At 50.9% G+C, this 25,971-nt stretch carries 24 protein-coding genes and 4 pseudogenes; 14 read left to right on the top strand and 14 right to left on the bottom strand.

The genetic code is table 11. From position 1 onward, the window contains the following. Nucleotides 1-203 precede the first annotated feature (203 nt). On the top strand, nt 204-656 hold the full coding sequence (locus HYG81_RS44530) for a response regulator (protein WP_226778849.1): 453 nt from the start codon (nt 204-206) through the stop codon (nt 654-656). A 66-nt stretch (nt 657-722) separates the two neighbouring features. Here HYG81_RS44530 and HYG81_RS44525 read toward each other — a convergent pair whose 3' ends face one another. Then, nucleotides 723-1,283, bottom strand: coding sequence for a TATA-box-binding protein (locus HYG81_RS44525; RefSeq protein ID WP_226778848.1), 561 nt, complete (start codon nt 1,281-1,283; stop codon nt 723-725). Nucleotides 1,284-1,326: 43 nt separating this feature from the next. Beyond that, on the bottom strand, nt 1,327-1,548 hold the full coding sequence (locus HYG81_RS46035; RefSeq protein ID WP_425607595.1) for a hypothetical protein: 222 nt from the start codon (nt 1,546-1,548) through the stop codon (nt 1,327-1,329). 618 nt (nt 1,549-2,166) lie between these two features. Between HYG81_RS46035 and HYG81_RS44515 the strand changes: the two are divergent. Next, nucleotides 2,167-2,339 (top strand): annotated as a pseudogene (locus HYG81_RS44515) (IS6 family transposase); the annotation flags it as partial. A 47-nt stretch (nt 2,340-2,386) separates the two neighbouring features. Here HYG81_RS44515 and HYG81_RS44510 read toward each other — a convergent pair. Then, a complete protein-coding gene (locus HYG81_RS44510; RefSeq protein WP_226778847.1) occupies nt 2,387-3,031 on the bottom strand; it encodes a DUF305 domain-containing protein in 645 nt (214 codons plus the stop codon). A gap of 179 nt (nt 3,032-3,210) precedes the next feature. Here HYG81_RS44510 and HYG81_RS44505 point away from each other — a divergent pair. Beyond that, a pseudogene (locus HYG81_RS44505) lies at nt 3,211-3,348 on the top strand (IS6 family transposase); the annotation flags it as partial. Nucleotides 3,349-3,451: 103 nt separating this feature from the next. Here HYG81_RS44505 and HYG81_RS44500 read toward each other — a convergent pair. Continuing rightward, complete coding sequence (locus HYG81_RS44500; RefSeq protein ID WP_226778846.1) at nt 3,452-3,613, bottom strand: hypothetical protein; 162 nt, start codon at nt 3,611-3,613, stop codon at nt 3,452-3,454. Nucleotides 3,614-4,131: 518 nt separating this feature from the next. Further along, complete coding sequence (locus tag HYG81_RS44495; protein WP_226778845.1) at nt 4,132-5,052, bottom strand: ZIP family metal transporter; 921 nt, start codon at nt 5,050-5,052, stop codon at nt 4,132-4,134. Nucleotides 5,053-5,587: 535 nt separating this feature from the next. Here HYG81_RS44495 and HYG81_RS44490 point away from each other — a divergent pair. Next, nucleotides 5,588-5,866 carry a four-helix bundle copper-binding protein gene (locus HYG81_RS44490; protein WP_486641991.1) on the top strand — a complete coding sequence of 93 codons (279 nt, stop codon included), beginning with the start codon at nt 5,588-5,590 and terminating at the stop codon, nt 5,864-5,866. 106 nt (nt 5,867-5,972) lie between these two features. Here HYG81_RS44490 and HYG81_RS44485 read toward each other — a convergent pair whose 3' ends face one another. Next, nucleotides 5,973-7,175, bottom strand: coding sequence for an IS4 family transposase (locus HYG81_RS44485; RefSeq protein ID WP_226778844.1), 1,203 nt, complete (start codon nt 7,173-7,175; stop codon nt 5,973-5,975). A 50-nt stretch (nt 7,176-7,225) separates the two neighbouring features. Between HYG81_RS44485 and HYG81_RS44480 the strand changes: the two are divergent. Together HYG81_RS44480 and HYG81_RS44475 are read left to right on the top strand one after the other, a co-directional pair. After that, nucleotides 7,226-7,408: pseudogene (locus HYG81_RS44480) on the top strand (four-helix bundle copper-binding protein); the annotation flags it as partial. 261 nt (nt 7,409-7,669) lie between these two features. Further along, the gene (locus HYG81_RS44475; protein ID WP_226778843.1) at nt 7,670-8,671 is read left to right on the top strand and encodes a potassium channel family protein; all 1,002 of its coding nucleotides are present in this window, start codon (nt 7,670-7,672) and stop codon (nt 8,669-8,671) included. Nucleotides 8,672-9,001: 330 nt separating this feature from the next. On the opposite strand, the gene HYG81_RS44470 is transcribed toward HYG81_RS44475, so the two are convergent. Continuing rightward, a complete protein-coding gene (locus HYG81_RS44470) occupies nt 9,002-9,583 on the bottom strand; it encodes an ArsR family transcriptional regulator (protein WP_226778842.1) in 582 nt (193 codons plus the stop codon). Between the two features lie 597 nt (nt 9,584-10,180). Here HYG81_RS44470 and HYG81_RS44465 point away from each other — a divergent pair. The 5 genes from HYG81_RS44465 to HYG81_RS44445 all read left to right on the top strand — a co-directional run bounded on the left by HYG81_RS44465 (nt 10,181) and on the right by HYG81_RS44445 (nt 15,506). Next, nucleotides 10,181-10,534 carry a four-helix bundle copper-binding protein gene (locus HYG81_RS44465; protein WP_226778841.1) on the top strand — a complete coding sequence of 118 codons (354 nt, stop codon included), beginning with the start codon at nt 10,181-10,183 and terminating at the stop codon, nt 10,532-10,534. A 73-nt stretch (nt 10,535-10,607) separates the two neighbouring features. Then, nucleotides 10,608-10,982 (top strand): SPW repeat domain-containing protein, encoded by a 375-nt coding sequence (locus HYG81_RS46030; protein WP_425607594.1) that lies wholly within the window; start codon nt 10,608-10,610, stop codon nt 10,980-10,982. Between the two features lie 83 nt (nt 10,983-11,065). Further along, nucleotides 11,066-12,979, top strand: a complete 1,914-nt coding sequence (locus HYG81_RS44455) for a glycoside hydrolase family 15 protein (RefSeq protein WP_226778839.1) — start codon at nt 11,066-11,068, stop codon at nt 12,977-12,979. After that, nucleotides 12,976-14,490 carry a vitamin K epoxide reductase family protein gene (locus HYG81_RS44450; protein WP_226778838.1) on the top strand — a complete coding sequence of 505 codons (1,515 nt, stop codon included), beginning with the start codon at nt 12,976-12,978 and terminating at the stop codon, nt 14,488-14,490. Before HYG81_RS44455 ends, HYG81_RS44450 begins: the two co-directional genes overlap by 4 nt. 2 nt (nt 14,491-14,492) lie before the next feature. Continuing rightward, nucleotides 14,493-15,506 carry an SDR family oxidoreductase gene (locus HYG81_RS44445; RefSeq protein ID WP_226778837.1) on the top strand — a complete coding sequence of 338 codons (1,014 nt, stop codon included), beginning with the start codon at nt 14,493-14,495 and terminating at the stop codon, nt 15,504-15,506. A 98-nt stretch (nt 15,507-15,604) separates the two neighbouring features. Here the strand turns inward: HYG81_RS44445 and HYG81_RS44440 are convergent, their stop codons facing one another. Continuing rightward, nucleotides 15,605-16,249, bottom strand: a complete 645-nt coding sequence (locus HYG81_RS44440; protein WP_226778836.1) for a plastocyanin/azurin family copper-binding protein — start codon at nt 16,247-16,249, stop codon at nt 15,605-15,607. 697 nt (nt 16,250-16,946) lie between these two features. On the opposite strand from HYG81_RS44440, the gene HYG81_RS44435 reads away from it, so the two are divergent. After that, nucleotides 16,947-18,296, top strand: coding sequence for a sulfatase family protein (locus tag HYG81_RS44435; RefSeq protein WP_226778835.1), 1,350 nt, complete (start codon nt 16,947-16,949; stop codon nt 18,294-18,296). A 2-nt stretch (nt 18,297-18,298) separates the two neighbouring features. Here HYG81_RS44435 and HYG81_RS44430 read toward each other — a convergent pair whose 3' ends face one another. From HYG81_RS44430 to HYG81_RS44410, 5 genes and pseudogenes are all read right to left on the bottom strand, one after another. Next, a complete protein-coding gene (locus HYG81_RS44430; RefSeq protein WP_226778834.1) occupies nt 18,299-19,504 on the bottom strand; it encodes an NAD(P)/FAD-dependent oxidoreductase in 1,206 nt (401 codons plus the stop codon). A gap of 35 nt (nt 19,505-19,539) precedes the next feature. Then, nucleotides 19,540-20,469, bottom strand: coding sequence for a complex I NDUFA9 subunit family protein (locus HYG81_RS44425; protein ID WP_226778833.1), 930 nt, complete (start codon nt 20,467-20,469; stop codon nt 19,540-19,542). Between the two features lie 83 nt (nt 20,470-20,552). Then, nucleotides 20,553-21,226, bottom strand: a pseudogene (rpiA, locus tag HYG81_RS44420) (ribose-5-phosphate isomerase RpiA). A 203-nt stretch (nt 21,227-21,429) separates the two neighbouring features. Then, complete coding sequence (gene gnd / locus HYG81_RS44415) at nt 21,430-22,422, bottom strand: phosphogluconate dehydrogenase (NAD(+)-dependent, decarboxylating) (protein WP_226778832.1); 993 nt, start codon at nt 22,420-22,422, stop codon at nt 21,430-21,432. 56 nt (nt 22,423-22,478) lie between these two features. Beyond that, nucleotides 22,479-22,850: a DCC1-like thiol-disulfide oxidoreductase family protein gene (locus HYG81_RS44410; protein WP_226778831.1), complete on the bottom strand. Its 372-nt coding sequence runs from the start codon at nt 22,848-22,850 to the stop codon at nt 22,479-22,481. A 529-nt stretch (nt 22,851-23,379) separates the two neighbouring features. Between HYG81_RS44410 and HYG81_RS44405 the strand changes: the two genes are divergently transcribed. Both HYG81_RS44405 and HYG81_RS46025 read left to right on the top strand, forming a co-directional pair. Further along, nucleotides 23,380-23,772 carry an SPW repeat protein gene (locus HYG81_RS44405; protein WP_226778830.1) on the top strand — a complete coding sequence of 131 codons (393 nt, stop codon included), beginning with the start codon at nt 23,380-23,382 and terminating at the stop codon, nt 23,770-23,772. Nucleotides 23,773-24,168: 396 nt separating this feature from the next. Next, nucleotides 24,169-24,888, top strand: coding sequence for a DUF7546 family protein (locus HYG81_RS46025; protein WP_425607593.1), 720 nt, complete (start codon nt 24,169-24,171; stop codon nt 24,886-24,888). 129 nt (nt 24,889-25,017) lie between these two features. On the opposite strand, the gene HYG81_RS44400 is transcribed toward HYG81_RS46025, so the two are convergent. Beyond that, a complete protein-coding gene (locus tag HYG81_RS44400) occupies nt 25,018-25,215 on the bottom strand; it encodes a hypothetical protein (protein WP_226778829.1) in 198 nt (65 codons plus the stop codon). Between the last annotated feature and the right edge of the window lie 756 nt (nt 25,216-25,971).

Raw genomic sequence — 25,971 nt, 5'->3', positions numbered from 1 at the left:
GCAGACGAATGAATATGGCGAATGAAATCGGTTACGACTCAATATGATTGAACAGCGTCGAGAATGGGAAGAGAAGTATCTGTGATATTCTATTTGCTCTGATGAAAAGGTCTCATTTTGATATGTAACGACTGATCACTAGAGATACGGATATATCCCCTACCAGCCGAGACACTTATACCTTCACACTAATATGATTGGTTATGGAACGCTGCCCTTCACCCACAAATGAGGCGCAAATATTACTAATTGAAGACAATCCGGGGGATGTACGTCTTCTCGAAGAGGCCTTCAGTGACGGCCAGATCAACAACCAGCTCCATACCATGACCGATGGCCAAGCCGCACTGGACTTTATTCACCGTCAAGACAAATATGAGGACGCCCCTCGTCCGGATATCGTCCTATTAGACCTCAACTTACCGCGCGTGGATGGGGAAGATGTCTTGCACGAAATCAAACATCATCCCGAACTGGACGACGTTCCCGTCATCGTTCTGTCTGGAATGGACGAAGACCTCATCAAATCGCGCGACCTCGACCACGATGCGGATGAAGATGCAGTCATGGAAAAGCCAGTTGATCCGAACGAGTTTCTTGACGTGATACGGGAATTCGACGATTTCAAGCTGTCCGTCATTCGTATCAGTCGGTAAGTCGTTGGCCTGTACTTACCCCGAGTTTCACGAGTTCTTCTAGAGAAACCATGCTATTATTTACTGTTACCCGAACAAGCCGAGATCCGTGAGTCGCGCTTCAACGGCCTCCGTTGTCTGTGTGATATCCTCGATTCTTTTTGCTCCAGTGATCACGGCTTTTCCACTCCCGAAGAGCAACGCAACAGCCGACGGTTCCTCGAGTCGATACACCAGACCAGGGAATTGTTCCGGTTCGTACTCGACACTTTCGAGGCCAAGCCCGATTGCGATTGCGTTGAGGTTAAGCTGATGTCCGAAGTCAACACTGCCGACGATGTTTTGAATCTCAATCGTAGCTGATTCCGTGACTGCGATTCCGAGCTCTCGCAGCGCAGCGAAAACGATGGTCAGCGACTCATGAACAGCTTCTCCACTATTGGCCCCGGTAGAGACAATTTTCCCCGACCGGAAAATGAGGGCAGTGGCGTTCGGATCTTGAGTCCGATACACGAGTCCAGGGAATTGCTCGGGGTCGTATTTCACACTATCTAGATCCTCTCCTAACTGTTCGAGATTGAGTTCCTGGTCGATCCCCGTCGACGCAACCACGTTCTCAATCTCAATCGTCTCCGTGGACTCGGTCATGGTACAACGTACTTTCTAATGGACTAATATCAAACCAGTACTTTCAGCTCATAACGAAGCTCAGACTCTTACTGTAGTACGTTCCCAAGACGTCGACGCGTGCGTCCATCTGGAGCAGACAGATGAAGTCCTTGCCACGCTCTTTGAGTGAGCAGAACCGCTCGTAATCGAGGTAGCCGCGGTCGAACGCGTGAATTGGCGAGTCGAGGTCTGCAAAGACCTCAACATCGCTCTGAAGATGATCGAACTGTGTTAGCTCCCACATTACGCCTGGCGTGACCGTGACGCCAAGCGGGTGCTTGGTGTCGCCGTCAACACGTGCAGCTAGATTGAGGTGAAGGCCATTCTCACCCGGCTAAATCACACGTAGAATCTCAATTTCATGGCTCTCGCTTGGGATATTGATCAATCAAGTGAGCGGAAGATTCGTAGCATCAGTCGCCACAACGGCTCACTCTAGCCAGTCGAGGCGTTTGCGTTGGACACCGCGTTGATGGTAGAGTTGCGATGAATGAAGCAGCTCGAAGAAGAGACGAACGACCGCACGGTAGTCGCGGTTGTTCGTCAATCGAGAGAAGGTAGAACCAGCCATGAACGCCACCTGATCGTGGGTATCAGTTTTCTCAGCGAGCTTGTCAAGCGAATCGGATGGGTCGACTCCCTCGAAGATGGCAACTTTGAGGTGGTTATCAAAGTCGTGTTTGGCGGTATAGTGCCGATTTCGAAGTCGTCGGCGATGGACTCATGTCGACTGCGCCGAGCAGCGAGTAAAAGGTAGCCCCGACGGTTGGCGGGGAGGTGCTTTCGATCGGACGTTCGATTTGTGTTTTCATCACTCCGGTCTGACGGACCCACGTCGGATTTAATACCCGAAATGGGACAGATCGAAAAGTGGTTTCACACCCTCAAAATGCGTGTCGACCGCTTCCATAACTCATGGGTGGGCAGTCGGGCGAGCGTCCGCGAGTGGCTTGAACAGTTCGTATATTACTACAATCAGCAAAAATCGTATTAAGCTCTCGACGAAAAACACCAGTCGAGGAAGTGCAAAACTAGACAGTGTCTTAGAGAGTTAAATATTCGGGATTACCAATTAATGGCAGTCAGATCCATTCAAGATACCATTGGTACATTTGAGTAATACCCTCTAATTGTGTTTCGATAGTGTTGTTAGCTAGTTTTTCAACTTCAGTGGATCCACATTCTTTCATGACTTCCTTTGACATCTGAATTGCCCCATGGTGATGGTAAGGGAAAACCTCCAAAAACCGCAAATCAAACTCTTCACCCTCCAATGATTCTAGGTATGCAAGTTCATTTGGCTTTGGTTCTCCTGGGATCGCCGTGACTAGTACTCGAATATCGTCAAGGTTAATGTCTAGCGCCTCTCCGGGATCAATTCCAGCGTCTGAGAGAATGTCTTTTATTCTCTGTATTCCTTCAGTTTGCTTTTGTATAGACATTTCTAGGAATTCGTGTAATTCCTGATGCTCGACCCGCTCAAGGGCCATTTCACCCATTTGAATAGCACTTCGATGATGATATGCCAATAATTGCAGATAAGAAACATCTGCCAAATTCAGATCTTGAGTGTCCTTAGCTCCAGTACTCTCCTCCCCAGCGCTAACAGGCGTTGCTCCAGATAGTCCTAGGGCAAGCCCACTAGAAGTGAGCATACCTGTCTTCAGAACCGATCTGCGGAACAGGTTATCATCTACTGTTTCATACTGATCTTCATTTTGTGTCATGGATTCCAGCCATATATTTGATAGCATGGGTTATTAGTAGCGAGCCTGCTTTTTCAACCATTGTTTAGGTTACTAGCGCTAGTTATGGTTATTTATGTATATGTCACGAGGATTATCAAATATGCCATAATCATAATTTAATAGATAGGAGATAATTGAGTTAACCAGTCAAGATTCTCATAGGTCTACTCAGCGATAGAAATGACTTGAATTTAGAAGAATCTTAGGAGAATATGCTAACGGCGCCGCCCGTCAGAGTGTTCGCCGTCCGCCTCCATCAGACCGATTGTTCACTTCGAGAAACAACAACGATTCTATAGTAGTCATTGAAACGATTTACACGCTGATTGCATCGCTTTCATGCGACCAGATGTGTATTTATTTCTAGAAAGTAGTACAGCGTAATTAGGTGCAGAACGCTCACATAGCGCGGTGCAACGAAGTCACATGCGGAGTCTTGGCGTGCATCCGGATACGCCCGACCGCGTGATTGCCGGCGTTGAGGTCGGCGGTGTCCATGTGAGCGAGGATTAAGGCGAGATGTGGACCGAGCGTCGCAACGGCGTTCACGATGACATCCATCACGTGTTCATCCTTGAGGCGAGACAAGTACGTCGCCTCGTGTGCCGACGGGCTCTACCGAACGTGCGATGCCGGGCAATCGTGGACGCGTTTCGACACCAAATTTAATCATCGGTACTCCCGCGAGGCTTACGCAGTTGATGGGCGATTGTATGCAGCGGCGGCACGAAGTTCGCCAGGGACGTAGAGCGGAGAGGATGGTGCTGATGCGATACTGGTGGAGTCGACGGATTCCGGCGAAACGATTGAGACCGTCTCCTATCCCGGAGGACTAGCTGAGGTTGTTCTCGCGTGGACTGTCGTCGACGGGCGTGTGCTGGCGGGGACGAACGATGGCCGACTCATCAGCTGTGACGGGGACGGAACGTGGATCAAGGCAGGAACAGTGGCAGCAGGGATTCGATCGCTTGCGGTCTGCTGAGCTCCTCTTGCTTAGTTGTCTCAGAACACGCTTCTTGAACGGACCGAGCACGCGTAGTGATGAGACAAATTAGACGGAGTAACTTTCCGCTATAAGGCTATGCGAGCACCACGTCGAGCGTGAGCATGAGCGCCGCGCCGATCATCAGCCCGAGTGTTGCGACTCGTTCGTAGCCGCGTGAGTGCGTTGCAGGGATGATTTCGTCGCCGATGACGTAGAGCATCCCGCCAGCAGCGAACCCCATCGCGTACGGCAGTAGTGGAGCAGCAACTGTGACGGCCCACGCGCCGAAGAGCGCGAGTGGGATCTCGACGAGGCCAGCGCGAATGCCTGCGACCGCCGCGTACCAGCGACGGCCGAGACCAGCGTTAATTGCCGCGACCGAGACTGCGAGTCCTTCCGGGATGTTCTGAATCCCGATCGCGAGCATGAGCGCGATACCCCCTGAAACATCACCGCTCCCGAAGCCGACCCCGACCGCGAGTCCTTCCGGCATATTATGCAGCGTGATGGCAACCGTAAACAGCAGGACGGACATCACACGGGCGTTCACTGAACCGGATTCAGTGGTTGTCGATCCAGCGAAGTGGGCGTGCCCGTGACTATCCCCCCCGCCGTCAGTCTGCGTTTCTGAATCGGGGACAAGTCGACTACTGATCACGGGACCGATGTATTGGATCCACCGTTCACCGCGATCGAGGACTGCGACGCCCAGGAAGAATCCGACGAGTACGGGAACGACACCTGCAAGCGCGACGCCGCCGAGTTGGAGCGCGCGGTATCCTGGTTCGGACGCGAACTCAATGCCGGGGAGAAGCAAGCTCGTAAAACTCGCTGAGAGCATGACCCCGGCAGCGAATCCAAGCGCGGCGTCAAGCCGTTTTTCGGTCGGGTTTCGCCAGATGAGGACGACCGATGCGCCGACGAAGTTGAAAAATGCAATGACAAGCCCACCAGCGAGCCCCTGAACCACTGGGTCTGTTCCGACCAGCTCAACAAACAGCTCTTCAATCGTCATTCAGTATCCTCCAATGATTCTGAATAGCTACGGTATAACGGTGAGTGTGTTAGTACGGTCAGATGGCCTCCACCAGTGCAGCTACGTCTAGTTCGTATCAAGTGCAGCAGATATGCTGTGTTCCACATACTGGATTTAGACTAGCCTAGTACTTATGTTTGGCTAGTAGAAAAGAGCGCTGAACTAGTAGCGTGGTCCTCTGTGTTCTCCGTCATATCATAGCTGATTTAATTGGGCACGCTCAGCTGAAAGATCGGCTAATATCGACATTACTCTCAGTGAGATCAAAACCGAATGAGCGCGAGTACACTGAGATCCGTTCTACATTATATACTATATTAGTAATATCCAATTTATATATTTTTTAGTACGTATATATTATATATACATTACTATTATAAATATAATTATGAGATAGATTATTCAATAGACTACCTCGCTCTTCATTATTATATGAAAAAATATTGATGGTATTAACCCAAGTTGCGTATTCTGGCCTCTGTTTTATGCCATGACCTCACATTGTCTACACTCGATGGCACTAACTCAAATTGACCACGTGAGCGAGAATAAGGAGATGGCAGAGTGTATTGATAACTGTTTTGAAGCTGCTCAAGCGTGCGAGTGGTGTGCTGACGAATGCGCTGGCCAAGGCGAGGAGATGGCCGAGTGTCTACGACTCTGTCGGGACGTGGCCGATCTCACCACCTTGCATGCTGTCCCGTTTCGACGTGATAAGGTTACCGAGCAAGCAACAACGCAAGAGACTATGGTCTGTCAGATCGCAAAGCAGTTCAAAGGGATGAAGACGTAATCTACCAGCCGCAATCGTCCAGACTCAGCCTCAATAGCCTGGTAATCACCTGTCTGGAGAGTGCCGCCGCTCCTGCGGCGGCGCTCTCACGGCGTTATCAGATGATTCACCCGTACACGGGAAGCGACTTGTTCCAGCGTGTACGAATGAGACGGACTGCTTCCGGCACGCCACCCCGAAGTGGGTGGCAGTGCCGGAACCACTCGACCAGCACGTAACCAATCAGCGTACAGAACAACTCGAACAACACGCCGTTTACCGATTGTGAATGGAAGTTCTCGATGTTCGTATACTGCTTTAGCTCACGAAACAGAATCTCGATTAACGTCCGAAGCGTGTAGATGTTCATCACGTCCACAGGATCGTACTTCTCCGGAGATAGCGTCGTTAGATACGCTATCTCCTCTCCGTCCACGTCTTCAAATACGATCCGCCGAAACGTTTCGCTGGTCTCGGCCAGTTCAATCAAGTCGTCGCGTACGTGTCGTGTCCCTGCTTCGTCAGTGATGTCAATGTCCTGGATTCGCTCCAGGACATCGACCCGAGAATCTGACTGCAACAAACACACGAAGTCCTCTTCACGCTCTTTCAGCGCACAGAAACGGTCATAGTCGAGATAGCCACGGTCGAACACGCGAATTGGCGAGTCGAGGTCTGCGAAGACCTCGACATCGCCTTGGAGATGGTCGAACTGAGTTGGTTCGCGTGTTTCGCCCGCTGTGACAGACACGCCAAGAGGCTGCTTGGCGTGTCCGTCCACACGTGCAGCGAAGTTGAATTTGAGGCCACGGTCACCTGGCTTAATCTCATCAATGGCTTCGCTGTCATGCAGTTCACTTGGAACAGCGACCGACCTGGTGAGAGCGAGATTTGTTCCGTCGAGAGCGACAACTGCTCGATCGAGCCATTCGAGCCGCTTGCGCTGAACACTGCGTTGGTGATACAGCTGGGGCGAATGGAGTAGCTCGAAGAAGAGACGAACGACCGCGCGGTAGTCGCGGTCGTTCGTTCGCCGGGAGAACGTTGATGCAGCCATTTCCTCGAGCTGATCATGTGTGGCTGTTTTCTCTGCAAGTTCAGCGAGCGAGTCAGACGGATTGATGCCCTCGAAGACGCCGACCTTGAGATGGTTCTCAAAGTCGTGCTTGTTCGTGTAGGTGCCGATATCGAACTTCTCGGCGATGAACTCGCTGTCGACTTCGTCGAGCAGCGAGTAAAATTCGCTTGCAGTCGTGGCTGACTGACAACTCCCTCCGCTGAGATTCTGGTCAGAAGAACGCTGTGTCAGGGTATGAACCGTTTCGGTCATCAGGCCGAACATGACGGCCTGACATCGGATTTAAATACTCGAAACGGGACAGCTTGCATGCACGTTTCATGGCCCGAAATTCGAATTACAGCGCAGAACTTGCCGAAGCCTGTGCCGGTGCGTGCGAGGAATGCGCCGAAGAATGTGAGCGCCATGACGCAGAACACTGTCAGGTGTGTGCGGACGCGCTACGGGACTGTGCTGAAAGCTGTCGAAATATGATGAGCGCCTAAACCGCTAATCACCTGCGGTCATCTATTTCTGCAACCCCCTGTCATATTTAACATAGAAATGGAAGAAATACTACCTATGAGTAGCTCATAATCTAGTCTTTCATACAGTCCTAAGGATGGATCCTACCAATCCATTATATTGAAAGCAGACATGTGATCATAGCTGAGGACAAAAGAAGGAGTAAGGGGACCGCTTTAGATGGATTTTGACAGCAATAATAGCCATCAGTTGATTACTAATTTATATAATATGGGGAAATAATGAATGTGATTTATCTTGTCCTTGGTATTGTCCTTCTTATTAGTGTTACTGGAGATCTCCTATGGACGACGCTCTGGATTGCGGAAGGCGCAGGTCCAATTACATCACTGGTGATGGAGGGGACGTGGCGACTTCTACGTAGAATTGGAAAAAGAAATTCCCGACTACTTAGTCTCTCAGGACCGTTAATTCTCGCTCTTGGTCTCATAGTATGGATTATACTTCTTTGGAGCGCATGGACCCTTATTTTTGCTAGTTCTGAGAGTGCCCTCATTGATACTCTTAATCGGGGACCGATCTCTTGGTATGACCGGATCTATTTCACTGGGTACACGATATTTACGTTAGGAATTGGTGATTTCGCTCCACGAAAGGGGGTGTGGCAGATGTTGACGGTAATTATGACAGCCAGTGGACTACTCTTCGTCACATTGGCCATTACATATATGCTTTCAGTTCTTGATGCTGTCACACAAAAACGTTCGTTTGCCAGCAATGTAAGGGGACTCGGTACAACAAGTGAAGAGATCATCCAAACTAGCTGGGATGGAGAAAAATTTCGAGGACTTGAACTACCGCTAAATACGCTTACAACACAGCTCAATACCCTTACGACGAACCATAAGGCATACCCTGTTCTTCATTATTTTCATAGCCAACAGGATAATAAGGCACCGGTAATCAGTATTATTATATTTGACGAAATGTTAACCATTCTCCAGTTTGGGGTCCCAGAACAAGATCAACCTGACAAAATCATCGTTAAGAGTGCACGTACAGGCGTCCAAAATTACCTTGAAACACTTCAACATACCTTTGTTGAACCTGCTGCACATACTCCTTCTACACGTAATCTAGATATCCTCCGCGAGAAAGGTATCCCAACTGTGTCTGATAATGAATTCGCCTCATCTTTTGATAAGTTGAGCAAACGTCGACGAGTGTTACTTGGTCTCGCGAACTCCGATGCACGGCAGTGGCCCTCCCAAGACGAGAAGTAACTAGGGGTATCTTCCTCGACTATACCTGATAACTCCGCTATGAGATGGAGCGACGCCATATAAATTGATTTCCTTAAAAATTAGACTGAACTTGCTCTTGTTCTATCGATGAACTAGGATAACCGTGAAGGCGCATCCGCGAGTTCCAAATGGCAAACGTATACAACGAGTTCGCGGAACTCACCCGAAGGGATGATCTTGAAACCCGACTTCGGCAGCAAGTACTGGTGCACTCGGTGGCTCTTGCTACGGGTTAGTATACCTATCTATAAAAATGATGTTCTAATATATATATATAAACAAGGTATACATATAGGGTATATAGTTCTATCACGGAATTCCACTCTCCTCGTCTATCCTTGAGGTGGACCTATAGAGTTGCCCACAGAGGTATTGCTCGCCGTGTTGTGTTAGCTTATATTTTCCTCGTTCTACCCTCTTGGCGAGCCCATGTGCCTCTAATTCGGTTAGACGACGGTTGACCTCCTTCTGACTGAAACCGATGTTGAATGCGATAATCGAGGGCGTTAGAACCAAATTGGTGTTGTAGAATACATTGAGAATTTCGTCGTCCATTGGTGTCATCCACTCGGCCGGATGGCGGACTTGAGACGGTTCACTCAGTAGTACCTGTGACCACTCTGCAGACCGGAGATCATTTGTTACGGGATTGTAGAGACCGAGGATCACCAACAGTGCAGCGATCCCATGGACAAAGTGGACCAGAGATGGCGCCATCAATTCAGTGATCGGTCCCCCGACCACTGCGAGAACTAACCCACCTACGGTGGTGAGGACGAATTGACGGTATGCCGTTACCGATGTCTCAAGATAGAGAAAGTAGCAGAGTTCAATGGCGACTATGATCCCGATCACTAGATTATACCAGACGAAGGAAACTACTCCATCCATGGCTCTTCACCTGTCATTTGATTATTCTGGAGTTGGTGATGACGTAATATGAGTAGGCCAATAAAAATTGCAATAATTGTGTTTACTGCACTTCGGAGTACATGAGGGACTAGTGGCTCTACTTCAGTGGTGAATAGCATCACGTGATAGACCGTTAGTATAATCATCCCAAACGAAAGGAGGGCAATCGCCGTCCCGAAGGGGGACCTCCGGAAGATACCCCATGAGAGGAGCGCGAATATCCCAGCACCCGCACTCGCAACGATTATGAAGGGGATGCTAAGGAGATGAACGATGGAATGAGGCATACTGTGACCTCCATGTCTTCTACACATCAAGCTCTAGCCTGCTATTTAACCGTCATACGAATCCTTCAAGGCTAATATGATGGTGTTATATTATTACTATTATATATCGTATTCAGTTGGAAAATAATAGTTGGGCTAGATGATATAGACGGGAGGTAATAGACTATTACCAGGACCTCACCAATTATGCATACTGCAGTTCCCACGTAGAGTTTCGTCCCTCACTATTTCGCCTATTTGTCATGGGGTATGGATAACAAAATGGGTCTACACTGTCTACTCGACTGCAATGGCACTAACCGAGATTGACCACGTGAGCGAGAATGAGGAGATGCAAGAGTGTATCGACAGCTGCCTAGAGTGTGCTCAGGCCTGTGAATGGTGCGCTGATGAGTGTGCTGGCCAAGGCGAGGAGATGGCCGAGTGCCTCCGACTTTGTCGGGACGTCGCAGACTTAGTCACTCTGCATGCGCGATTCATGGCTCGCGACTCTGGTTACCGAACAGATATTGCTGCCATCACTGCTGATGCGTGTGAGGAGTGTGCAGACGAGTGTGAGCAGCACGATGATGAGCACTGTCAGGTCTGTGCAGATGTCCTTCGAAAGTGCGCAGAGACCTGTCGAAACATGGCCTCAGCCTGAGGTTCTCGTTCACCACGATTTGTAGTTACACGCGCTAACTGCTCCTGATCAAGTCGAACACGAGCACTGGAGTATGAACATGCTGACGAAACTCACCGCCGGCGGAAACGGTGTGCTTGGCTGTTGGCTGATCGCGGCCCCGTTCGTTTTCGGCGCGCCGGCGGTAGGTCGCTGGAATGACGTCCTTGTCGGAACCGCGATCGCCCTCGTTGCTGGCTATAACTATGCTAGAGCCAACAGACGACGACCTGTTAGCGCGAACGGCGCGGGGTTCGTAACGATTCTCGGACTCTGGCTTGTCGTTGCGCCGTTTGTCCTTGGCCTCGAGGGTCTATCGTTGTGGAATGATGTCATCTGTGGGACCATCATGGCGAGTTTCGGAAGCTACAACGCATACGTCGCATCCGCTGCCGGCCGTGCCCCGCCCTTTCGTGTGACTGCCGAATAGGGAACATGGCTCGGCAACATTAACGAGTCAACCGACAATTGGCGAGCGATCTGTGCACGAAACGATAACAGGGATACCTGATCATGGAGTATAAACACCTCGAAGAATACGGCGCGATTGGTGACGGGAATACGGTCGCTTTAGTCGGTAGTGACGGCTCCATTGACTGGTGCCCGCTTCCACACGTCGAGTCACCGAGCGTCTTCGCTGCGTTGTTAGATGCCGACCGTGGCGGCCACTTCGCCATACAGCCGGCGCAGTCGTTCGAATCGGTCCAGCAGTATCGCAACCGGACTAACATCCTCGAGACAGCCTTCAAGACCGCTAGCGGTAGCGCGACGGTGACAGACTTCATGCCCATCTCCGGGGTAACTGGATCGGATGACCTACCACCCGCCGTCTATCGGAAACTGGACTGCAACAATGGCCCATTCGAATTTGAGATTACGTTTAAACCACGCTTTGACTATGCGCGAGACGTGCCCGCAATCGAGTCGACGGCTAACGGTATCATCGCGACTGGTACCGATGAACGAGCTTTCCTTTCAAGCGACATTTCGCTTGATCCAGTGACCGACGGACACGGTGTGTTCACCACGGTGACGCTCGAGGCTGATGAGACGCACTGGCTGATCCTTGGATACGGCAAGGAAATCTCCCTCAAGCCGTCGCGCCACCAGGCGACGCTCGAGGAGACTGTTGACTACTGGCAGGCGTGGGCCCCCGACTGTGACGAAATAGATTCTCCTATCGGTGGCCAATGGCACGACCTGGCCGTACGGTCATTGCTGGTCCTCAAACTCTTGATTCACCGGGAGACGGGTGCGGTGTGTGCAGCCCCGACTACCTCGCTACCGGAAGACCTCGGCGGTGTACGCAACTGGGACTACCGGTTTAACTGGATTCGTGACGCGGCCTTTACCGTTCGAGCCCTGTCCGAACTAGGCCACCTCGAGGAGGCCACCTCATATTTCCAGCTTTGTCTCGACCACTGCCAGAACCACGACCCTGCAGCACTCCCACCGGTCTATGGTCTCCATGGTGGTGGTGATTTCGAAGAATTCGTTCTCGACCATCTTGAGGGATACCGGGGATCTTCCCCTGTTCGTATCGGTAATGCAGCCCGGGAACAGCACCAACTCGATGTTTATGGTGAGCTAATCCTCGCGATTTACGAGAGTATTCGATACGGTGGGTCAATAACAGCCGACGACTGGGAAGTTATGTGCGATCTCATCGACTACGTTTGTGAAGGCTGGGACGAGGCCGACGCCAGTATCTGGGAGGCCCGGGACGACCCCCAGCAGTACGTCTATTCGAAAGTGATGTGCTGGGTGGCGCTAGACCGCGGGATTAAGCTCGCAGAGGCTGCTGGCGACCATGTGTCGGCCCCGCTCGAGCGCTGGAGGACGTGCTGTGAAGACGTTCGAGAGGCGACCCTCGAGCAGGGGTTCAGCGACTCTGCAAACAGTTTCGTGCAGTCGTTCAGCGACGATGAGGCGCTCGATGCGGCCAATTTACTTATTCCCGTCGTTGGTTTTCTTCCTCCCGACGATCCGCGCGTTCAGGGAACTATTGATGCGACGATCAACCGACTGGTGACTGACGATGGACTGGTTCAGCGGTATGAGGGCGACGATGGACTCCCAGGCGAGGCAAGTCCGTTCATCGTCTGCTCGTTCTGGCTCGTCACAGCTCTCACGCTCGCGGGACGGACCGATGAGGCAATCAACCATCTTGAGTCCGTCCTCGAGTATACTAGTCCACTTGGCCTACTAGCTGAGGCCGTTGATCCCGACACTGGCGAACAGCTTGGTAACTTCCCACAGGCGTACAGCCACATCGGACTTATCAACAGTGTACTCTATCTCGCCGACGCAGACGGATCGGACAGCAAGCTAGCACCGCTCGGGCGTGACGAGTCAATCGAGCAAAACGGCCTGAACAAGGGGATCGTTCGTCAGTCGAACGACAACAAGCAACGAGGTACCCAATGACCGACAACGAGAGACAAGATGACCCGAACAGAGAACAGGATGCCATGACTACCGACGCGCGTGAGCGGCATTCGAGAGCTGGAGATGGCGAACAGCATGACGGCAGTAGTGATAGTCAGGCCGAAAATGCTGACGATGGGCAGGATGGTGACGATGACGGATCAATGCGGCCGGGCGAGATGATGCTCACCCATCCTACGAAGGAAGTGTGGCCACAGTATGCTATTGTTTCACTAGGATTCTGGTTAATTGCGAGTACGCCAACGCTGGGCTACGAGAGCGGATTAATGCGGTGGAACAGCATTATCAGTGGATTCTTCCTCATTACACTGGCTGGCCTTACGATTTATCGAGAGAGTGGCTATGCTAACTACGCTAATGGCTTCGTCGGCCTTTGGCTGTTGTTCTCGCCAATTGCGTTCTGGGCGCCGACCGCGACTGCCTACGCCAATAACTCCCTCGTCGGAATTATGGTGATCACGTTCTCGATTCTTATCGTAATGCGCTCAGAGATGGAGGGGCCACCTGTCCCGCCGGGGTGGTCATACAATCCATCGACGGGCGCACAGCGTGCACCACTGATTGTACTCGGTGTGTTTGGCTTCTTTGCCTCGTGGTACATGGCCGCCTACCAGCTCGGGTACATCGACGCGGCCTGGGACCCGCTGTACGGTTCGGGTACTGAACAGATCCTCACATCAAATGTCTCTAAGGCTTTTCCCGTTTCCGACGCTGGCCTCGGTGCAGTGGCCTACGCGGTCGAGGCTCTTATGGGGTTTATGGGTGACCGGCGGCGCTGGCGAACGATGCCTTGGATGGTCACCTTCTTCGGCGTTGTCGTGATCCCACTTGGATTTATCCAAGTACTATTAGTTATCTCCCAGCCAATCTTAGTCGGGACATGGTGTACTCTCTGTTTGCTGTCTGCATTTGGCATGTTGTGGATGATCTCACTGACGGTCGATGAGGTCGTCGCAATGGGCCAGTATCTCGTCCGGCGGATGCGCCAGGGCGACACCCTCTGGACCGCCTTTTGGATGGGTGGAACGATCTCCGAAGATGAATCTGGCGTCGACGAGACGTCGACGCGGCCGATCGGCGACTCGCCGGTCAGTGAGCCGTTCTGGGGCGTCTCGATCCCGTGGACGCTGCTCGCCGCGATGGTAATTGGCGTCTGGCTTATGCTTTCACCGACCCTCTTCGGGACGACAGGACTCATGGCTGACAGTAGCCACCTCGTCGGCTCATTAGTGGTCTCGTTCACCGTGATTGCGACTGGTGAACCCGCTAGAGCAGTCAGGTTCCTCAACATTCCACTTGCGATGTGGATTATTGTCGCTCCATGGCTGTTCGATGGTGTCCCAATGATTGCCGCAATCAACGCCGTCGTCGCTGGCATACTTGTGATACTTCTCAGCGTCCCACGTGGACCGATTGCGGACCGCTACAGTGGCTGGGAGCGCTATGCCACCCTCGAGACGATCAATCGACTAAACCCCCTCAGTAGTTAGTCATGTCTAGACACACTGACTCAGAAGTCGTCGTCGTCACGGGCGCATCGGCCGGTGTTGGGCGATCCACTGCTCGCGCATTCGGCGAGCGCGGTGCAAAAGTTGGTCTCCTTGCTCGGAGCGAGGATGGCCTTGAAGGTGCACGCAAGGACGTTCAACAGGCCGGTGGTGAGGCAATTGTCATCTCAACAGATGTCGCTAATCCTGACGAAGTTGAGGCTGCGGCCGAAACCGTCGAGAACGAGTTTGGGCCGATTGACATCTGGATAAACAATGCGATGGTGTCGGTGTTCTCGCCGGCGGCGGAGATGACTGCCGACGACTATCGCCGTGTTACCGAGGTTACGTATTTGGGATATGTCTATGGCACACAGGCCGCACTCAAGCAGATGCGCCCCCGTGATGCGGGAACGATCGTACAGGTCGGCTCGGCACTCGCATATCGCGGCATACCGCTACAGTCGGCCTACTGCGGCGCGAAACACGCGATACAGGGCTTTACTGAATCTGTACGGACGGAACTGTTCCACGACGACTCCAACGTACAGCTATCGATGGTGCAGATGCCTGCGATGAACACTCCGCAGTTCGAGTGGACAAAGAACCGGTTGCCACAGAAACCCCAACCAGTACCGCCAATCTACCAGCCTGACGTCGCTGCTCGAGCAATCTGCTGGACCGTTGACCATGACAAAGATGAGTTGTGGGTCGGCCGGTCGACAGTGAAAGCGATCCTCGGCAACCGACTGATTCCGCGACGGCTTGACAACTACCTCGCTAGTGGTGGCTACAACTCTCAGTTGACCGATGAGCCGGCCGATACCGACCGAGACCACAATCTCAACGAGCCAATGGCGGGCGATTACGGCGCACGCGGCCCATTCGACAAGCAGGCACGTGATCAGAGCTATCAGCTCTGGGCATCAATTCATCGGCGAACACTTACTATACTTGCTGTCCTCGTAGCGGCAATTGTGAGCCTAGTTCTCGGTCAGCGTGTTATCTTCTCTGACTAATATGAGTAGGTTGATCCCGCGGGTGGAGGTAGTGATATTTATAAAAGTAGCCAAATTTATGCTGGGGAAGGCTTGTTACCTGAGACGGTTACATACTGTCAGTGGCTGTCCTCGTGATCACTTTGTCCACTGTCACCGCCACTCTGGACCATCTCGTTTAGTTCGTGAATCTTCTCTTGTGCTTCATCGGGTAGGCTAGATTGAGGTTCTCCCATACCCGGTTGGTTATTGAGTTTTGGATCACCAACGACAATGCTCCCCAGCATTCCCGTATTCTCATGTGGGCTACAGTAGTAGTCATAGATACCCTCAGTTTCAAAGGTATGTTCAAATGTTTCACCCTCTTCAGTGATCTTTCCGCTATCCCATGCCTCAGAACCATCAGGAATCCGCTGAGGCTTGTCGTTCGCCGATGCATATGCGGTTGTGGTGTGGGACCCGCTCTTTAGGTTCCATGTGACTGACTCCCCGGGCTCAATTCGGACAACGTGAGGTTCAAAGTGTGTCCCAGAGTCGTTCGTCACCATTGTAACTTCGGCTCCACTAGTAGCCTCACCTTCTGCTTCGTGAGTATCTCCTTCGTCATTGTGGCTATTATTCCCCACATTACCATCACTAATATTATTGCCCTGATCATTGTCACTCCCTTGCTGGTCGCTCTCAGTTAGACAACCAGCGGTCCCGATAACGATCGCACCACTAATTGTACTCAGTACGGCCCGTCGAGATAGTCCGTCGGTCATCGTTGTCGCCAAGATGGCGGTATGCCTACTATCTTTTCCTTATCTAGAGTATAATCGCGTCATTCTGCTTATTAGAGTGGTTGAAACCCTTATTAGAAAAATAGGTTCAATACCCACAGCGGTTTGAGAACCATGGCGAAGAAGTCTTCTGACAGAATCTATGGCTAAGACTTATTGAAGAGTACTGGTTACTATCTAATCAGAATAGAGCGTATATTTGTCGCAGTAACTTTTCCCTTTCGGGGTGATCCAAGGCTATAGTGGAGGTTGGAACGGACCTAATAGCTGTTATGAACATAACCTCTGACCCACTGCCCTCGTATGCGTCGGATGTAATTTCAATGATCAGTTGTGTAAGTACGGAGTCATTTCCTGTAATCTAAACGGGTACAAGGACGGTATTGTTGACTCTGGCAAAGACAGCGTACTCCGAGATGATCGGAAGGCAAGGCCAGTCGCCACCGTCCAAAGGCCAGTGTCTAATACCGTCGGTTGATTTTGCTCGGTCATACTTGTAGCACCGCTGATCTCCTATGAGGATTGTAAGTAGTTCTGGTGCCCAATATATAATGTAATATAACACTATAATTAGATAAATATATAATATTTATTTTATAATAATCGAGACCGTAACCGCCCATTCGATTCTTTACTAGTGCCATCAGGATATATCGGTGTTGCCGTTGTAAATTAAACAATGGCGTCACCACCGAATATCATCCTCGTACATTGCCATGACCTCGGGCAGTACCTAGGCTGTTACGATGTCAACATTACAACACCGAATGTTGATCGATTGGCTGAAGAGGGAGCAAGATTTACGAATCACTTCACGGCCGCACCGCAGTGTTCCCCAAGTCGTGGTAGCCTCTTTACTGGACTCTATCCGCATCGGCATGGACTTCTAGGATTAGCCTACACCGAATGGGAACTTGACGTCGAACGTACGCTACCGTATCGGCTCTCCGAGCACGGCTATGAGACACATCTATTTGGACTTCAACACATCTCCGAAACACCGAATGACCTCGGCTACGATGAGACGCATACGGCAGGATCCCTTTCCCCGGACGTCTCTCCTGAAATCCATTCGATTAACCGTGCGAGGGATGTCGCAGATACGGTCGCGTCGTTCCTGAACGCGGACCTAAAGTCGCCGTTCTTTGCATCAGTCGGATTTTTCGAGGCACACCGCCTCGAGACGGAAGAAGACGAGGACGAGGGTGACGTACTCTATGGGTTTGGTGATCGGTATGATGGAGACGATCCAGATAGTATCGGAATCCCCTCGTTTCTCCCAGACAAGCCAGGTGTTCGCGAAGATCTGGCAGCAATACGTGGGATGGTGTACGCTATCGATGACGCTGTGGGGACGATCCTTGATGCCATTGAATCGGCTGGTCTTGACGATGAGACGCTTATGTTGTTTACCACGGAACATGGCATTGCTTTTCCGCGGACAAAGGGGACGTGCTACGATCCCGGTATCGAGGGTTGCTTACTAATGTGGTACCCGACACTGATTGACGCAGGTATGGCCCCAGAACATCTGGTGAGTAATGTTGATATTCTGCCAACCATTCTTGATCTCATAGCCGATGAAGTACCGGACCAGGTCGATGGCCAGAGTCTCATACCGATTTTCGATGCCGATATGACGTACTACCCTCGCGACGAAATCTTTGCTGAGATCACATGGCATGACCAGTATAACCCAGTTCGTACGGTCAGGACGGATCGATTCAAGTATATTAGACGCTTCTGGCACCTCCCACGAACCTTCCTACCAAACGATGTCTATGCGAGCCTCGCCGGGCGTGAGGTCCGCGGACGTTACGGCCGACCGTCGCGGGTGTACGAGGAACTCTATGACCTCAAATTAGACCGCTATGAACGAGAGAATGTGGCTGACGATGAGGCGTACGCTCAGGTTCGCACGGAACTGCTGTCGAAGCTTAGTACGTGGATGCACGAGACAGACGACCCCCTCCTTGATGGACCAGTAGTCCCACAAGACTACGACCGAATATTCAATGGTATCACGTAACGTCATGAGCTATGCGTAATAGCGTATTCCCACGAGTCAGTGTAGGAATCGTAGAGTCGCTTAATCATTCCAGTATTGGATATGAGTTTGGCCGCTGTCATCGGTTGACTCAGGACGTGTCTGATCACCGTTGTTGGCTGTCGGGTAATTTCGTCGATCGTTAGCCCGGCGAGCGCCTCTGTGATAGCCGCCAATAACTCTGGATCTTCGTGTTCCACCCATGCACCTCGCATTAGATGAGCGAGACGGTACTCTGACTTCATCAGTTTATACAGCTCTCGTGGATACGAAGACTCATTCCCAACTGCGATGAGCTCAGTGAGGAGATAGGCTGATCTAATTCCCTGACAGATTCCCTCACCCTGATATCGATTGGCGATTCCAGCCGCGTCACCGACGAGAAACACGTTCTCCTCAGGAACGTATACATTAGCGGGATTGAGGCTTGGACCTTTTGGTATGGTGGCGATGTTCACTTGCTCTCGTTCTGGGACTGGAAACCCGTTCCGCTTGGCAGCGGATTTAAGCGCGTCAAAATAATCGTCTGGGCGCTGATCACCTGCCCATCCGATTCCGACGTTTGCGTGGTGTTCCGACTTCGGGAACGACCAGGCGTAGCCGACATATCCCTCGAAAAAGATGCGCGGACGGTTCAGATACGCTGAGAAATCACCCTCGACCGTCGCATTGAGTGCGACCATATCGCCCGTGTATTCTTCCGTTTTCCCCTTTGATTTGAGAGTCAGGGAGGGCTGACCCGACGCATCGATGATGTAATCGTATGTCTCCACGATATCTGCGTATTCGGCAGGCGAGACGGATCGTCCGGTACGGAGTTCAACGCCGCTCGACGCAAGATTATTTGCCCACTGGCGTTCGACAGCATCTCGCTCACAGATATATCCAGGGTCACATCTCAGGCTCGACGTAGCTAATGGGTAGGCCTCAAGTCGCCGGTAAGTGCTCTCATAAACACGGAGCTGGAATCCGTCAATATTGTTTACAAAGCCATTTTCAGGCGTCTTCTCGAGCGGAATCAATGTTGTATCGTTTATCGCCTCTCCGCAATCCACTCGCTTCTCATCGTATTTCTGACGTTCATAGATAGTTACTTGAGAGATGGCATCTAAATTGTTCAGTCTTGTCGCTGCTGCAAGTCCAGTAACTGATCCCCCAATAATTGCTGCTGTAGACTTGCTCTTTTTCATATGTTTGTTATTTTATTATCAATCAAACTAATAAATTAGGGGGGACTAGCTACCATCTGTTGTTGCTTGGATCTCTTCTGCTTTCTAGCAAGATATGTTGAAAGCCCTGTTAAATCAGATTTGTCAAATCCAAATACGCCAATATCGTTCTGGTCCGCTACGTTTGTCAACTGTAGCGCACGTGCCTGGTTGATACCTAGTGGGATTTGTGGAATCGGATCTAGAGCGTATAGTGTAATCGCTGCTATCAGCATCGGCACAGGAATGATTTCTACTGATTTTCCGTCGGTCTTATACAGTAACCGAGTTACCTCCTCGAATGTCAGCACTTCTGGCCCCGCGAGTTCGTATATCTCGCCAACGTGATCGTCACTTTCGACTCCGTCTGCGAACATTTTGACACAATCTCCGACCCATATCGGCTGAAATTTCGGCGTTTTCCCGCCGTCAGGGAGGACTGTTACATATGGCGTCGTGTGTTGTTTAATAAATGTGAACGTCTCACTTCCCTCACCGAAAATGAATGACGGTCGAAAAACAACCCAATCGAGATCTGAATACCGAACGACCTCTTCACCGAGCCCTTGTGTTCGCCAGTATGCAATCTCTCCGTTCGGATCTGCCCCCAGTGAACTCATTTCGATGAACTTGGTGACACCGTGTTCTTCAGCGGCTTCAACGGCATTGATTGAGCCGCCGATGCAAACGCTGTCATGGCTGGTTTCTCGTGGTGGTTGGTGTAGCGGGGGGAGAGCCGCGAGATTCAGCACGACGTCTTTTCCTTCAAATGCATCCTCAATGGAGTCATAGTCAGTAACATCTCCTTGGGTCAACATCACCTCGTCTGGTAAGACCGATGGATCAGGTGTTCGTGAGAGGGAAGTAACGTCATGACCGCGTTCAATAAGTTCTGAGCAAAGGTGCTGACCAACGAATCCATCTCCACCGGTGATGAGTACGTCCATGTATTCAGTACGCAGAGGACCTCTGTAAATGTACAGCACGCACTTGCATCATAGAGATAGCTGAGTAGAGAGTGGATTAACACCTAGAACTGCTGTTGTTCAACACCATCATCGGTACCGATATACAGCTCATCAACCATATTAACAAATAACCCATGTTCCTGTGCACCAGGGATCGATGCCAATTGGACAGCACAATCTTCTGGATGTTCGAGTGACCCAAATCACAGTCAAGCACGGGATTCCCATTCGCTGTAAAGAGCGGGCCGTCTTTCGCCTCTGCGTACCGAAGTTTTGGTTCACCTCCTTGATTCCGCACCCACTCTGCAGCAAGCGTGCGAGACTCGGACAGCACGGAGAGGGGAATGGAATGATCGAGCGGGTCAGCCGCCTTGGTTTCATCGGTTGCAATAATGAACTGCTCGGCGGCAGTATCGATTACCTTCTCACGGGCGTGTGATGCACCGCCACCTTTCACTACGTGCGGATGTTGGATAGAATACTGGTCGGCCCCGTCAATTGCTATATCAAGTGCAGTCAACTCATCGAGATTGACGAGCGGAATACCTGCCTCCTTAGCGAGTTCATGTGACTGGATCGATGTAGCCACACCACAAATATCGAGACCATCAGCGACTCGTTGTCCGAGTTCGGCGATCGCCCAGGCCGTAGTACTCCCTGTTCCAAGCCCCACATCCATGCCGTCCTCGATAACCTCTGCTGCACGTTTTCCAGCACGCCTTCGTCGCTCATCCATTACGCCGCTTGCACTGCTCTTGATCCGACGAGGGGATGGTATAACTTGGATATGGTTGCGGATCTCGTCTGTGCTCATGGAAATACCATGATCTTCGAGGTGATCTTGGGCCGTCTCGATGACCGTTGCTTCGTCATCTGCCCAATCGGTGAATGTACAACTATCCCTGGGACACTCGAATTCTTTTGCCATTGATTTCCCTCCTAGAGGAGGTCTCCATCGTTAACTTCCTCTTCAAGATGCTTTCTTGAACGATTTTCGACCTGGCTCGTCCGGCGTTCTTCGGCAATGTCTTCGTCACTCCCGAATGGATGATCGCCAAAGCCGTGTCGCATGAGAGCGATCGCCCGATACGTGTTGTTCTGTCCTCCTCGAGACTTGAAAAGTTCCATCACTGATTGAGAGATCACTGGAATCGGCGTCTCGTTCTTGACCGCCTCTTGAACGAGCCAGTTGACCTCGCCAGTATCCTCAACATAGTTTGGAACATCTTCGAACTTCTGTTCGTTGAGTTGTTGGTTCATCAAATCGACGAGCCAGCCACGAATGACGGACCCATTCGACCAATTGTGGAAGACTTCGTCCAACTCCAGCTCGAAGTCGCTGTCCTCCAGCAGTTCGGCGCCCTCTCCGATCGCCTGAAGCATCCCAAACTCAATGCCGTTATGAACTAATTTTACGAAATGGCCACTTCCGGACGTGCCAGTGTGAACGTATCCACCGTCAACGGAGAGTTCCTCGAGGAGCGGTTCGGCTATCTCAATGCCTTCTTTGTTGCCACCGACCATGAAGCAAGCTCCGTGTCTTGCACCTTCTGACCCACCGCTCGTGCCACAGTCGAGGAAGTGAATGCCATGCTCGTCTAGTTTTGCTGCGCGTCTTATCGAGTCCCTGAAAAAGGAATTCCCTCCGTCCATGACTACATCACCGTCGTCAAGTCGTGGCATAAGTTCGTCGAGAACTCTATCGACTATGTCACCGGCCGGAACTGACATGTAGACCACTCGCGGTTGGGCAAGTTCATCAACGAATGCATCGTACTCTTCAACGAGTTCGACTCCCTTCTCTCGTAGCTCCGGTTTGTCGCTTGAGTGTTTCTTTCCAACGACTCGGATTCCTCTTTCAACAGCCTGTTTTGAAAGGTTCCCGCCAATCGTTCCCAGTCCGATCACACCCATTTCGGTGACAGATGTCATAGTAAACTCCTTATAGCAACACGTGAAGAACGGTATTAAAGCCCAGGGCAGAGAATTTAGCCAGTCAGCCCACGATACTTCGAAATATAGTGGTAGATCGCTTCACGGGTCCATGGGTAGTACGGAAGGCGACGAGCGACTGTGAACAGTGAATCAAGAACGGGATAGATCTGGACGAGCGTTTCCTCCATAGCTCGTCCACAAAAGTACACTGCGTCGTCGGTAAGCAGGTGTGCACAGGCCTCATAGCATGGCGGGAGACGAGCTCGTTGTGTGGGAGTCAACTCCGAAAAGCCGGTAGATTCAATGTTACTGTGCCTGACGGCGAACGCAGCTGCCAACGTACAGAAATTGCACGTATCATCGTATACTAACTGTGGAGGTGTTGACTGTGTAGACGAGAGCTTAGCTGCGATCCGCTGAAACATACACATCTTTCAGCAGGCATCGTGATGAGGCTACTGGTGCTCACATTACGTAGATCGACCTCTCCACTTGGTGTCCTTCGAATATCTTCTACACTGCAGTTACTGGGTTCTCAGTACAGGGACACCGACAATAGCCGGAATCACCATTAAAATATGATTAGCTAAGAGGTTGCCGATATAGGGGCAAAACGGACACGGGGGACTCATCAAAGTCGATCTAAGATTTCGTCCTCACCAATCCTCCTTGTAAGGGTATAACTGGTATTACTGTAACTCACTGATTGTCAGTTATCCGCTTATTATTGAGAAACAAGTCTGATTATAGGAGGGTCTAACCTCACCGTTTTTCCGTTCGTTGCATGGTTCTGGATAACAAAGTGGGTTCCAACCGTAGCGATGAGATGCGATGGCGATTCCTCGTGATGTGATTGTTGCGCGATGCAACACCGACGAGAATTGCCAGTATCGGTCACCAGCCGTATAGCATTAATTGACGACGCAATCACTGAACGACCACACACGATAGATAATGAGTACGACAACCAAAAACACGACAACCAAATGGCTCGCAGGACTCAACAGCCTACTCGGCCTCTGGTTAATCGTAGCACCGTTTATATTCGAGGCTCCGACAGGAGATCTCTGGAATGACGTGATCGTTGGTGCTTCGATCGTTGTTATCGGTGGCTACAACTATTACAGGGCAGCGAACCAGCAGTCTGTAAGTACAGGCGCCGCCACACTCAACGCGTTGCTTGGCCTCTGGCTCATCATCGCCCCGTTCGTCTTCGGTGTCGGTGGTGTATTACTGTGGAGCGATGTCATCGTCGGCGTCATTGTTGCGAGCTTCGCTGCTTACAACGTGTACGCTGCCAGTAGTACAGAACGAGAACGGACAACCGCTGAGAGTAGTCAACCGTAGAACATCGACATCATGTAGATGATCAGCTACATTGTCTGGGTCAGATGACGTTTGCGTGTAGCTCGTCTAGCTTAGGTTTAGAATCGTGACCTTATTATTTTCAGGTATACAGCTCTAAAAAGAGATCGTGTCTTTTGGCAGGGATTACATCACAGGATGCCGTCATGCAGACGGTGACTGCTCCTATGGATATCTCCCAGACGATTATAGAATCGCTGACGATCCATGGAATAAATGGTATAATTCAGCATCCGTATATTACGTATAGAACTCCTCCCCCTTCTGAGATACATAATCCTTGATCTGGCTCTACTGATCCAGTATCCTTTTCCTCCCACACGTTCCCAGTAACTAGTGGAATCGCACAGAAATCACGCCCCATTCATTTAATTACATATGGCAACAACGAGGTTTAATAACACTCATATCAGACGGCTTCTTGTAAGAGGAACTTGGTTCAATCTACTATTCGCTGTTCAATTGATCGCAGGACTTTCATTTGCATTCAGAACCGGGGAGGTGGGGAGTCGGCTCACTCACTTTTTTATCCCATTCGTCTGGACTACCGTCTCTATATGGGTTATCTGGCATACTCGGCCTGCACCAGCACAGCGTCTCTTTCGAATACTCGCTGCTGCTGTTTCTGCGATATATCTACTAATCCTGCTCTATCTCACCGGTATCCTCGGACCCAATGTTCAGTACCTTGCGCAGGTAACTGGACCCAACGGGATTGGGATTACGTGGGGTCGATCACTAGGTTGGAGTCCCGTCCTTATTTATACAGGAGAGTGGATCACACTGACGCTCGTTCCATACCAGACCATTGGTCTAGTTACACTATCATACCTAGTTTACGATGCGTTGCTTGACTTCGCACGATCGGCAGTTGGCGGCATTGTCGGGATTGCAGCATGTCCTGCTTGTGTTGGTCCATTACTTGCCCCCGTGCTGTTTAGTGGAGCTAGTGGTTCCTCATTGTCTCTACTATTAGGGATCTATGGCTATGAGATCGCTACTGTTCTATTTATTCTGGCTGTCGTGCTTCTCTATTATCGGAAATGTGTTCCGAAGATATACAGATACCTATGGAGAAAGAGACAGAGAGTAAACTAACAACAGTAGTTACCGTCAAGGAGGCGTCGGAGGGACTGACGATAGTAAAAGGATAATTGGCATGGTGATCGCCGCATTTGTTATAGAACGAGGCGGTATGTCTGCAAGGTAGATTCTATGGGAGTGGGTCTAGTTGTCGGAGTCGGTCTGTTTAGATGGTTCAGGGTAGCCGTCGTAGATCACCCCACTCTTGCTGAGTCCAAACTGTTCAATCTTCGCTTTTCCGCAGTTCATACATTGGAACCCAACGATAGTTCTATTACTGCCACCGCCATGTCCAACACCTTTCATTTCCCACTGATGTTCGTCTTGTTCACCATCAGTCATTTGAACCTGTTTACTATCCCCAGGAATAAAGCGTTGGGAAGAACTCACTCAAATTCAGCCATTGCATTCTCCTGTGGTTATTGAGGAATTCACCTACACTGAGCGTTCAGGCTAAGAGATGACCGACTGCACAGTAGGTATGCATTCTTACTATGTGGTTCTCTGAGTGAGTGTAAATGCCACAATCGAAACAAGGACATAGGAGATTGAGAACAAGACCACACTTGTAATAAGAAATAGAAGGGGTTTTTGGACTACATTCTACATGAGGAGGTGCTCCTATCTCCTAGGGCGCTCATAGTGGTCGAGATAAGTTTGGGCGTAACTCGTATACTCACCAACCGATCTCGAAATGCTAGAGCTGTGGCGTCATATGAGTCCGCCGCGTCATCGGGGAAGTAGCACTCAATAAGTCGCCATGTCCACGTATCGATTGGGACTCCCTGGAGGTGGCCAAATGCAAACAGCGAAACATAGTCTACTATTTTGGGACCGACTCCGGGGAACGATTGAAGCTCTTCGTGGACCTTCTCGTACGATCTGCCGCGCAGGGATGTCCCCGTGATATTACCCTCTAAAACCACTGAGACGTCTGTTTAACATATGGTGCACGGAACCCTAGACCGAAACCTCGGAGTTCGTTTTCCGATGCCGCTACCAACTCCTCGGGGTATGGAAACGCGTAGTACGTGGAACCGTCAACGTGGACGGCACTGCCGAACTCCTGTGCAGGATTACTCTGAAGGGCGTGAATCC

It is taken from the genome of Natrinema zhouii, from assembly GCF_013456555.2.
In the GTDB taxonomy this organism is placed as follows: Archaea; Halobacteriota; Halobacteria; order Halobacteriales; family Natrialbaceae; genus Natrinema; species Natrinema zhouii.
The sequence above is the reverse complement of the archived record's forward strand: the minus strand, read 5'-3'. Positions and strand labels throughout refer to the sequence as shown.

Excerpts from the sequence above, each read along its gene's own strand:
- HYG81_RS44530 (WP_226778849.1), top strand. The coding sequence starts at position 204 with ATGGAACGCTGCCCTTCACCCACAAATGAGGCGCAAATATTACTAATT.
- HYG81_RS44525 (WP_226778848.1), bottom strand. The coding sequence starts at position 1,283 with ATGACCGAGTCCACGGAGACGATTGAGATTGAGAACGTGGTTGCGTCG.
- HYG81_RS46035 (WP_425607595.1), bottom strand. The coding sequence starts at position 1,548 with ATGTGGGAGCTAACACAGTTCGATCATCTTCAGAGCGATGTTGAGGTC.
- HYG81_RS44510 (WP_226778847.1), bottom strand. The coding sequence starts at position 3,031 with ATGACACAAAATGAAGATCAGTATGAAACAGTAGATGATAACCTGTTC.
- HYG81_RS44500 (WP_226778846.1), bottom strand. The coding sequence starts at position 3,613 with ATGGATGTCATCGTGAACGCCGTTGCGACGCTCGGTCCACATCTCGCC.
- HYG81_RS44495 (WP_226778845.1), bottom strand. The coding sequence starts at position 5,052 with ATGACGATTGAAGAGCTGTTTGTTGAGCTGGTCGGAACAGACCCAGTG.
- HYG81_RS44490 (WP_486641991.1), top strand. The coding sequence starts at position 5,588 with ATGGCACTAACTCAAATTGACCACGTGAGCGAGAATAAGGAGATGGCA.
- HYG81_RS44485 (WP_226778844.1), bottom strand. The coding sequence starts at position 7,175 with ATGACCGAAACGGTTCATACCCTGACACAGCGTTCTTCTGACCAGAAT.
- HYG81_RS44475 (WP_226778843.1), top strand. The coding sequence starts at position 7,670 with ATGAATGTGATTTATCTTGTCCTTGGTATTGTCCTTCTTATTAGTGTT.
- HYG81_RS44470 (WP_226778842.1), bottom strand. The coding sequence starts at position 9,583 with ATGGATGGAGTAGTTTCCTTCGTCTGGTATAATCTAGTGATCGGGATC.
- HYG81_RS44465 (WP_226778841.1), top strand. The coding sequence starts at position 10,181 with ATGGCACTAACCGAGATTGACCACGTGAGCGAGAATGAGGAGATGCAA.
- HYG81_RS46030 (WP_425607594.1), top strand. The coding sequence starts at position 10,608 with ATGAACATGCTGACGAAACTCACCGCCGGCGGAAACGGTGTGCTTGGC.
- HYG81_RS44455 (WP_226778839.1), top strand. The coding sequence starts at position 11,066 with ATGGAGTATAAACACCTCGAAGAATACGGCGCGATTGGTGACGGGAAT.
- HYG81_RS44450 (WP_226778838.1), top strand. The coding sequence starts at position 12,976 with ATGACCGACAACGAGAGACAAGATGACCCGAACAGAGAACAGGATGCC.
- HYG81_RS44445 (WP_226778837.1), top strand. The coding sequence starts at position 14,493 with ATGTCTAGACACACTGACTCAGAAGTCGTCGTCGTCACGGGCGCATCG.
- HYG81_RS44440 (WP_226778836.1), bottom strand. The coding sequence starts at position 16,249 with ATGACCGACGGACTATCTCGACGGGCCGTACTGAGTACAATTAGTGGT.
- HYG81_RS44435 (WP_226778835.1), top strand. The coding sequence starts at position 16,947 with ATGGCGTCACCACCGAATATCATCCTCGTACATTGCCATGACCTCGGG.
- HYG81_RS44430 (WP_226778834.1), bottom strand. The coding sequence starts at position 19,504 with ATGAAAAAGAGCAAGTCTACAGCAGCAATTATTGGGGGATCAGTTACT.
- HYG81_RS44425 (WP_226778833.1), bottom strand. The coding sequence starts at position 20,469 with ATGGACGTACTCATCACCGGTGGAGATGGATTCGTTGGTCAGCACCTT.
- gnd (WP_226778832.1), bottom strand. The coding sequence starts at position 22,422 with ATGACATCTGTCACCGAAATGGGTGTGATCGGACTGGGAACGATTGGC.
- HYG81_RS44410 (WP_226778831.1), bottom strand. The coding sequence starts at position 22,850 with ATGTTTCAGCGGATCGCAGCTAAGCTCTCGTCTACACAGTCAACACCT.
- HYG81_RS44405 (WP_226778830.1), top strand. The coding sequence starts at position 23,380 with ATGAGTACGACAACCAAAAACACGACAACCAAATGGCTCGCAGGACTC.
- HYG81_RS46025 (WP_425607593.1), top strand. The coding sequence starts at position 24,169 with ATGGCAACAACGAGGTTTAATAACACTCATATCAGACGGCTTCTTGTA.
- HYG81_RS44400 (WP_226778829.1), bottom strand. The coding sequence starts at position 25,215 with ATGACTGATGGTGAACAAGACGAACATCAGTGGGAAATGAAAGGTGTT.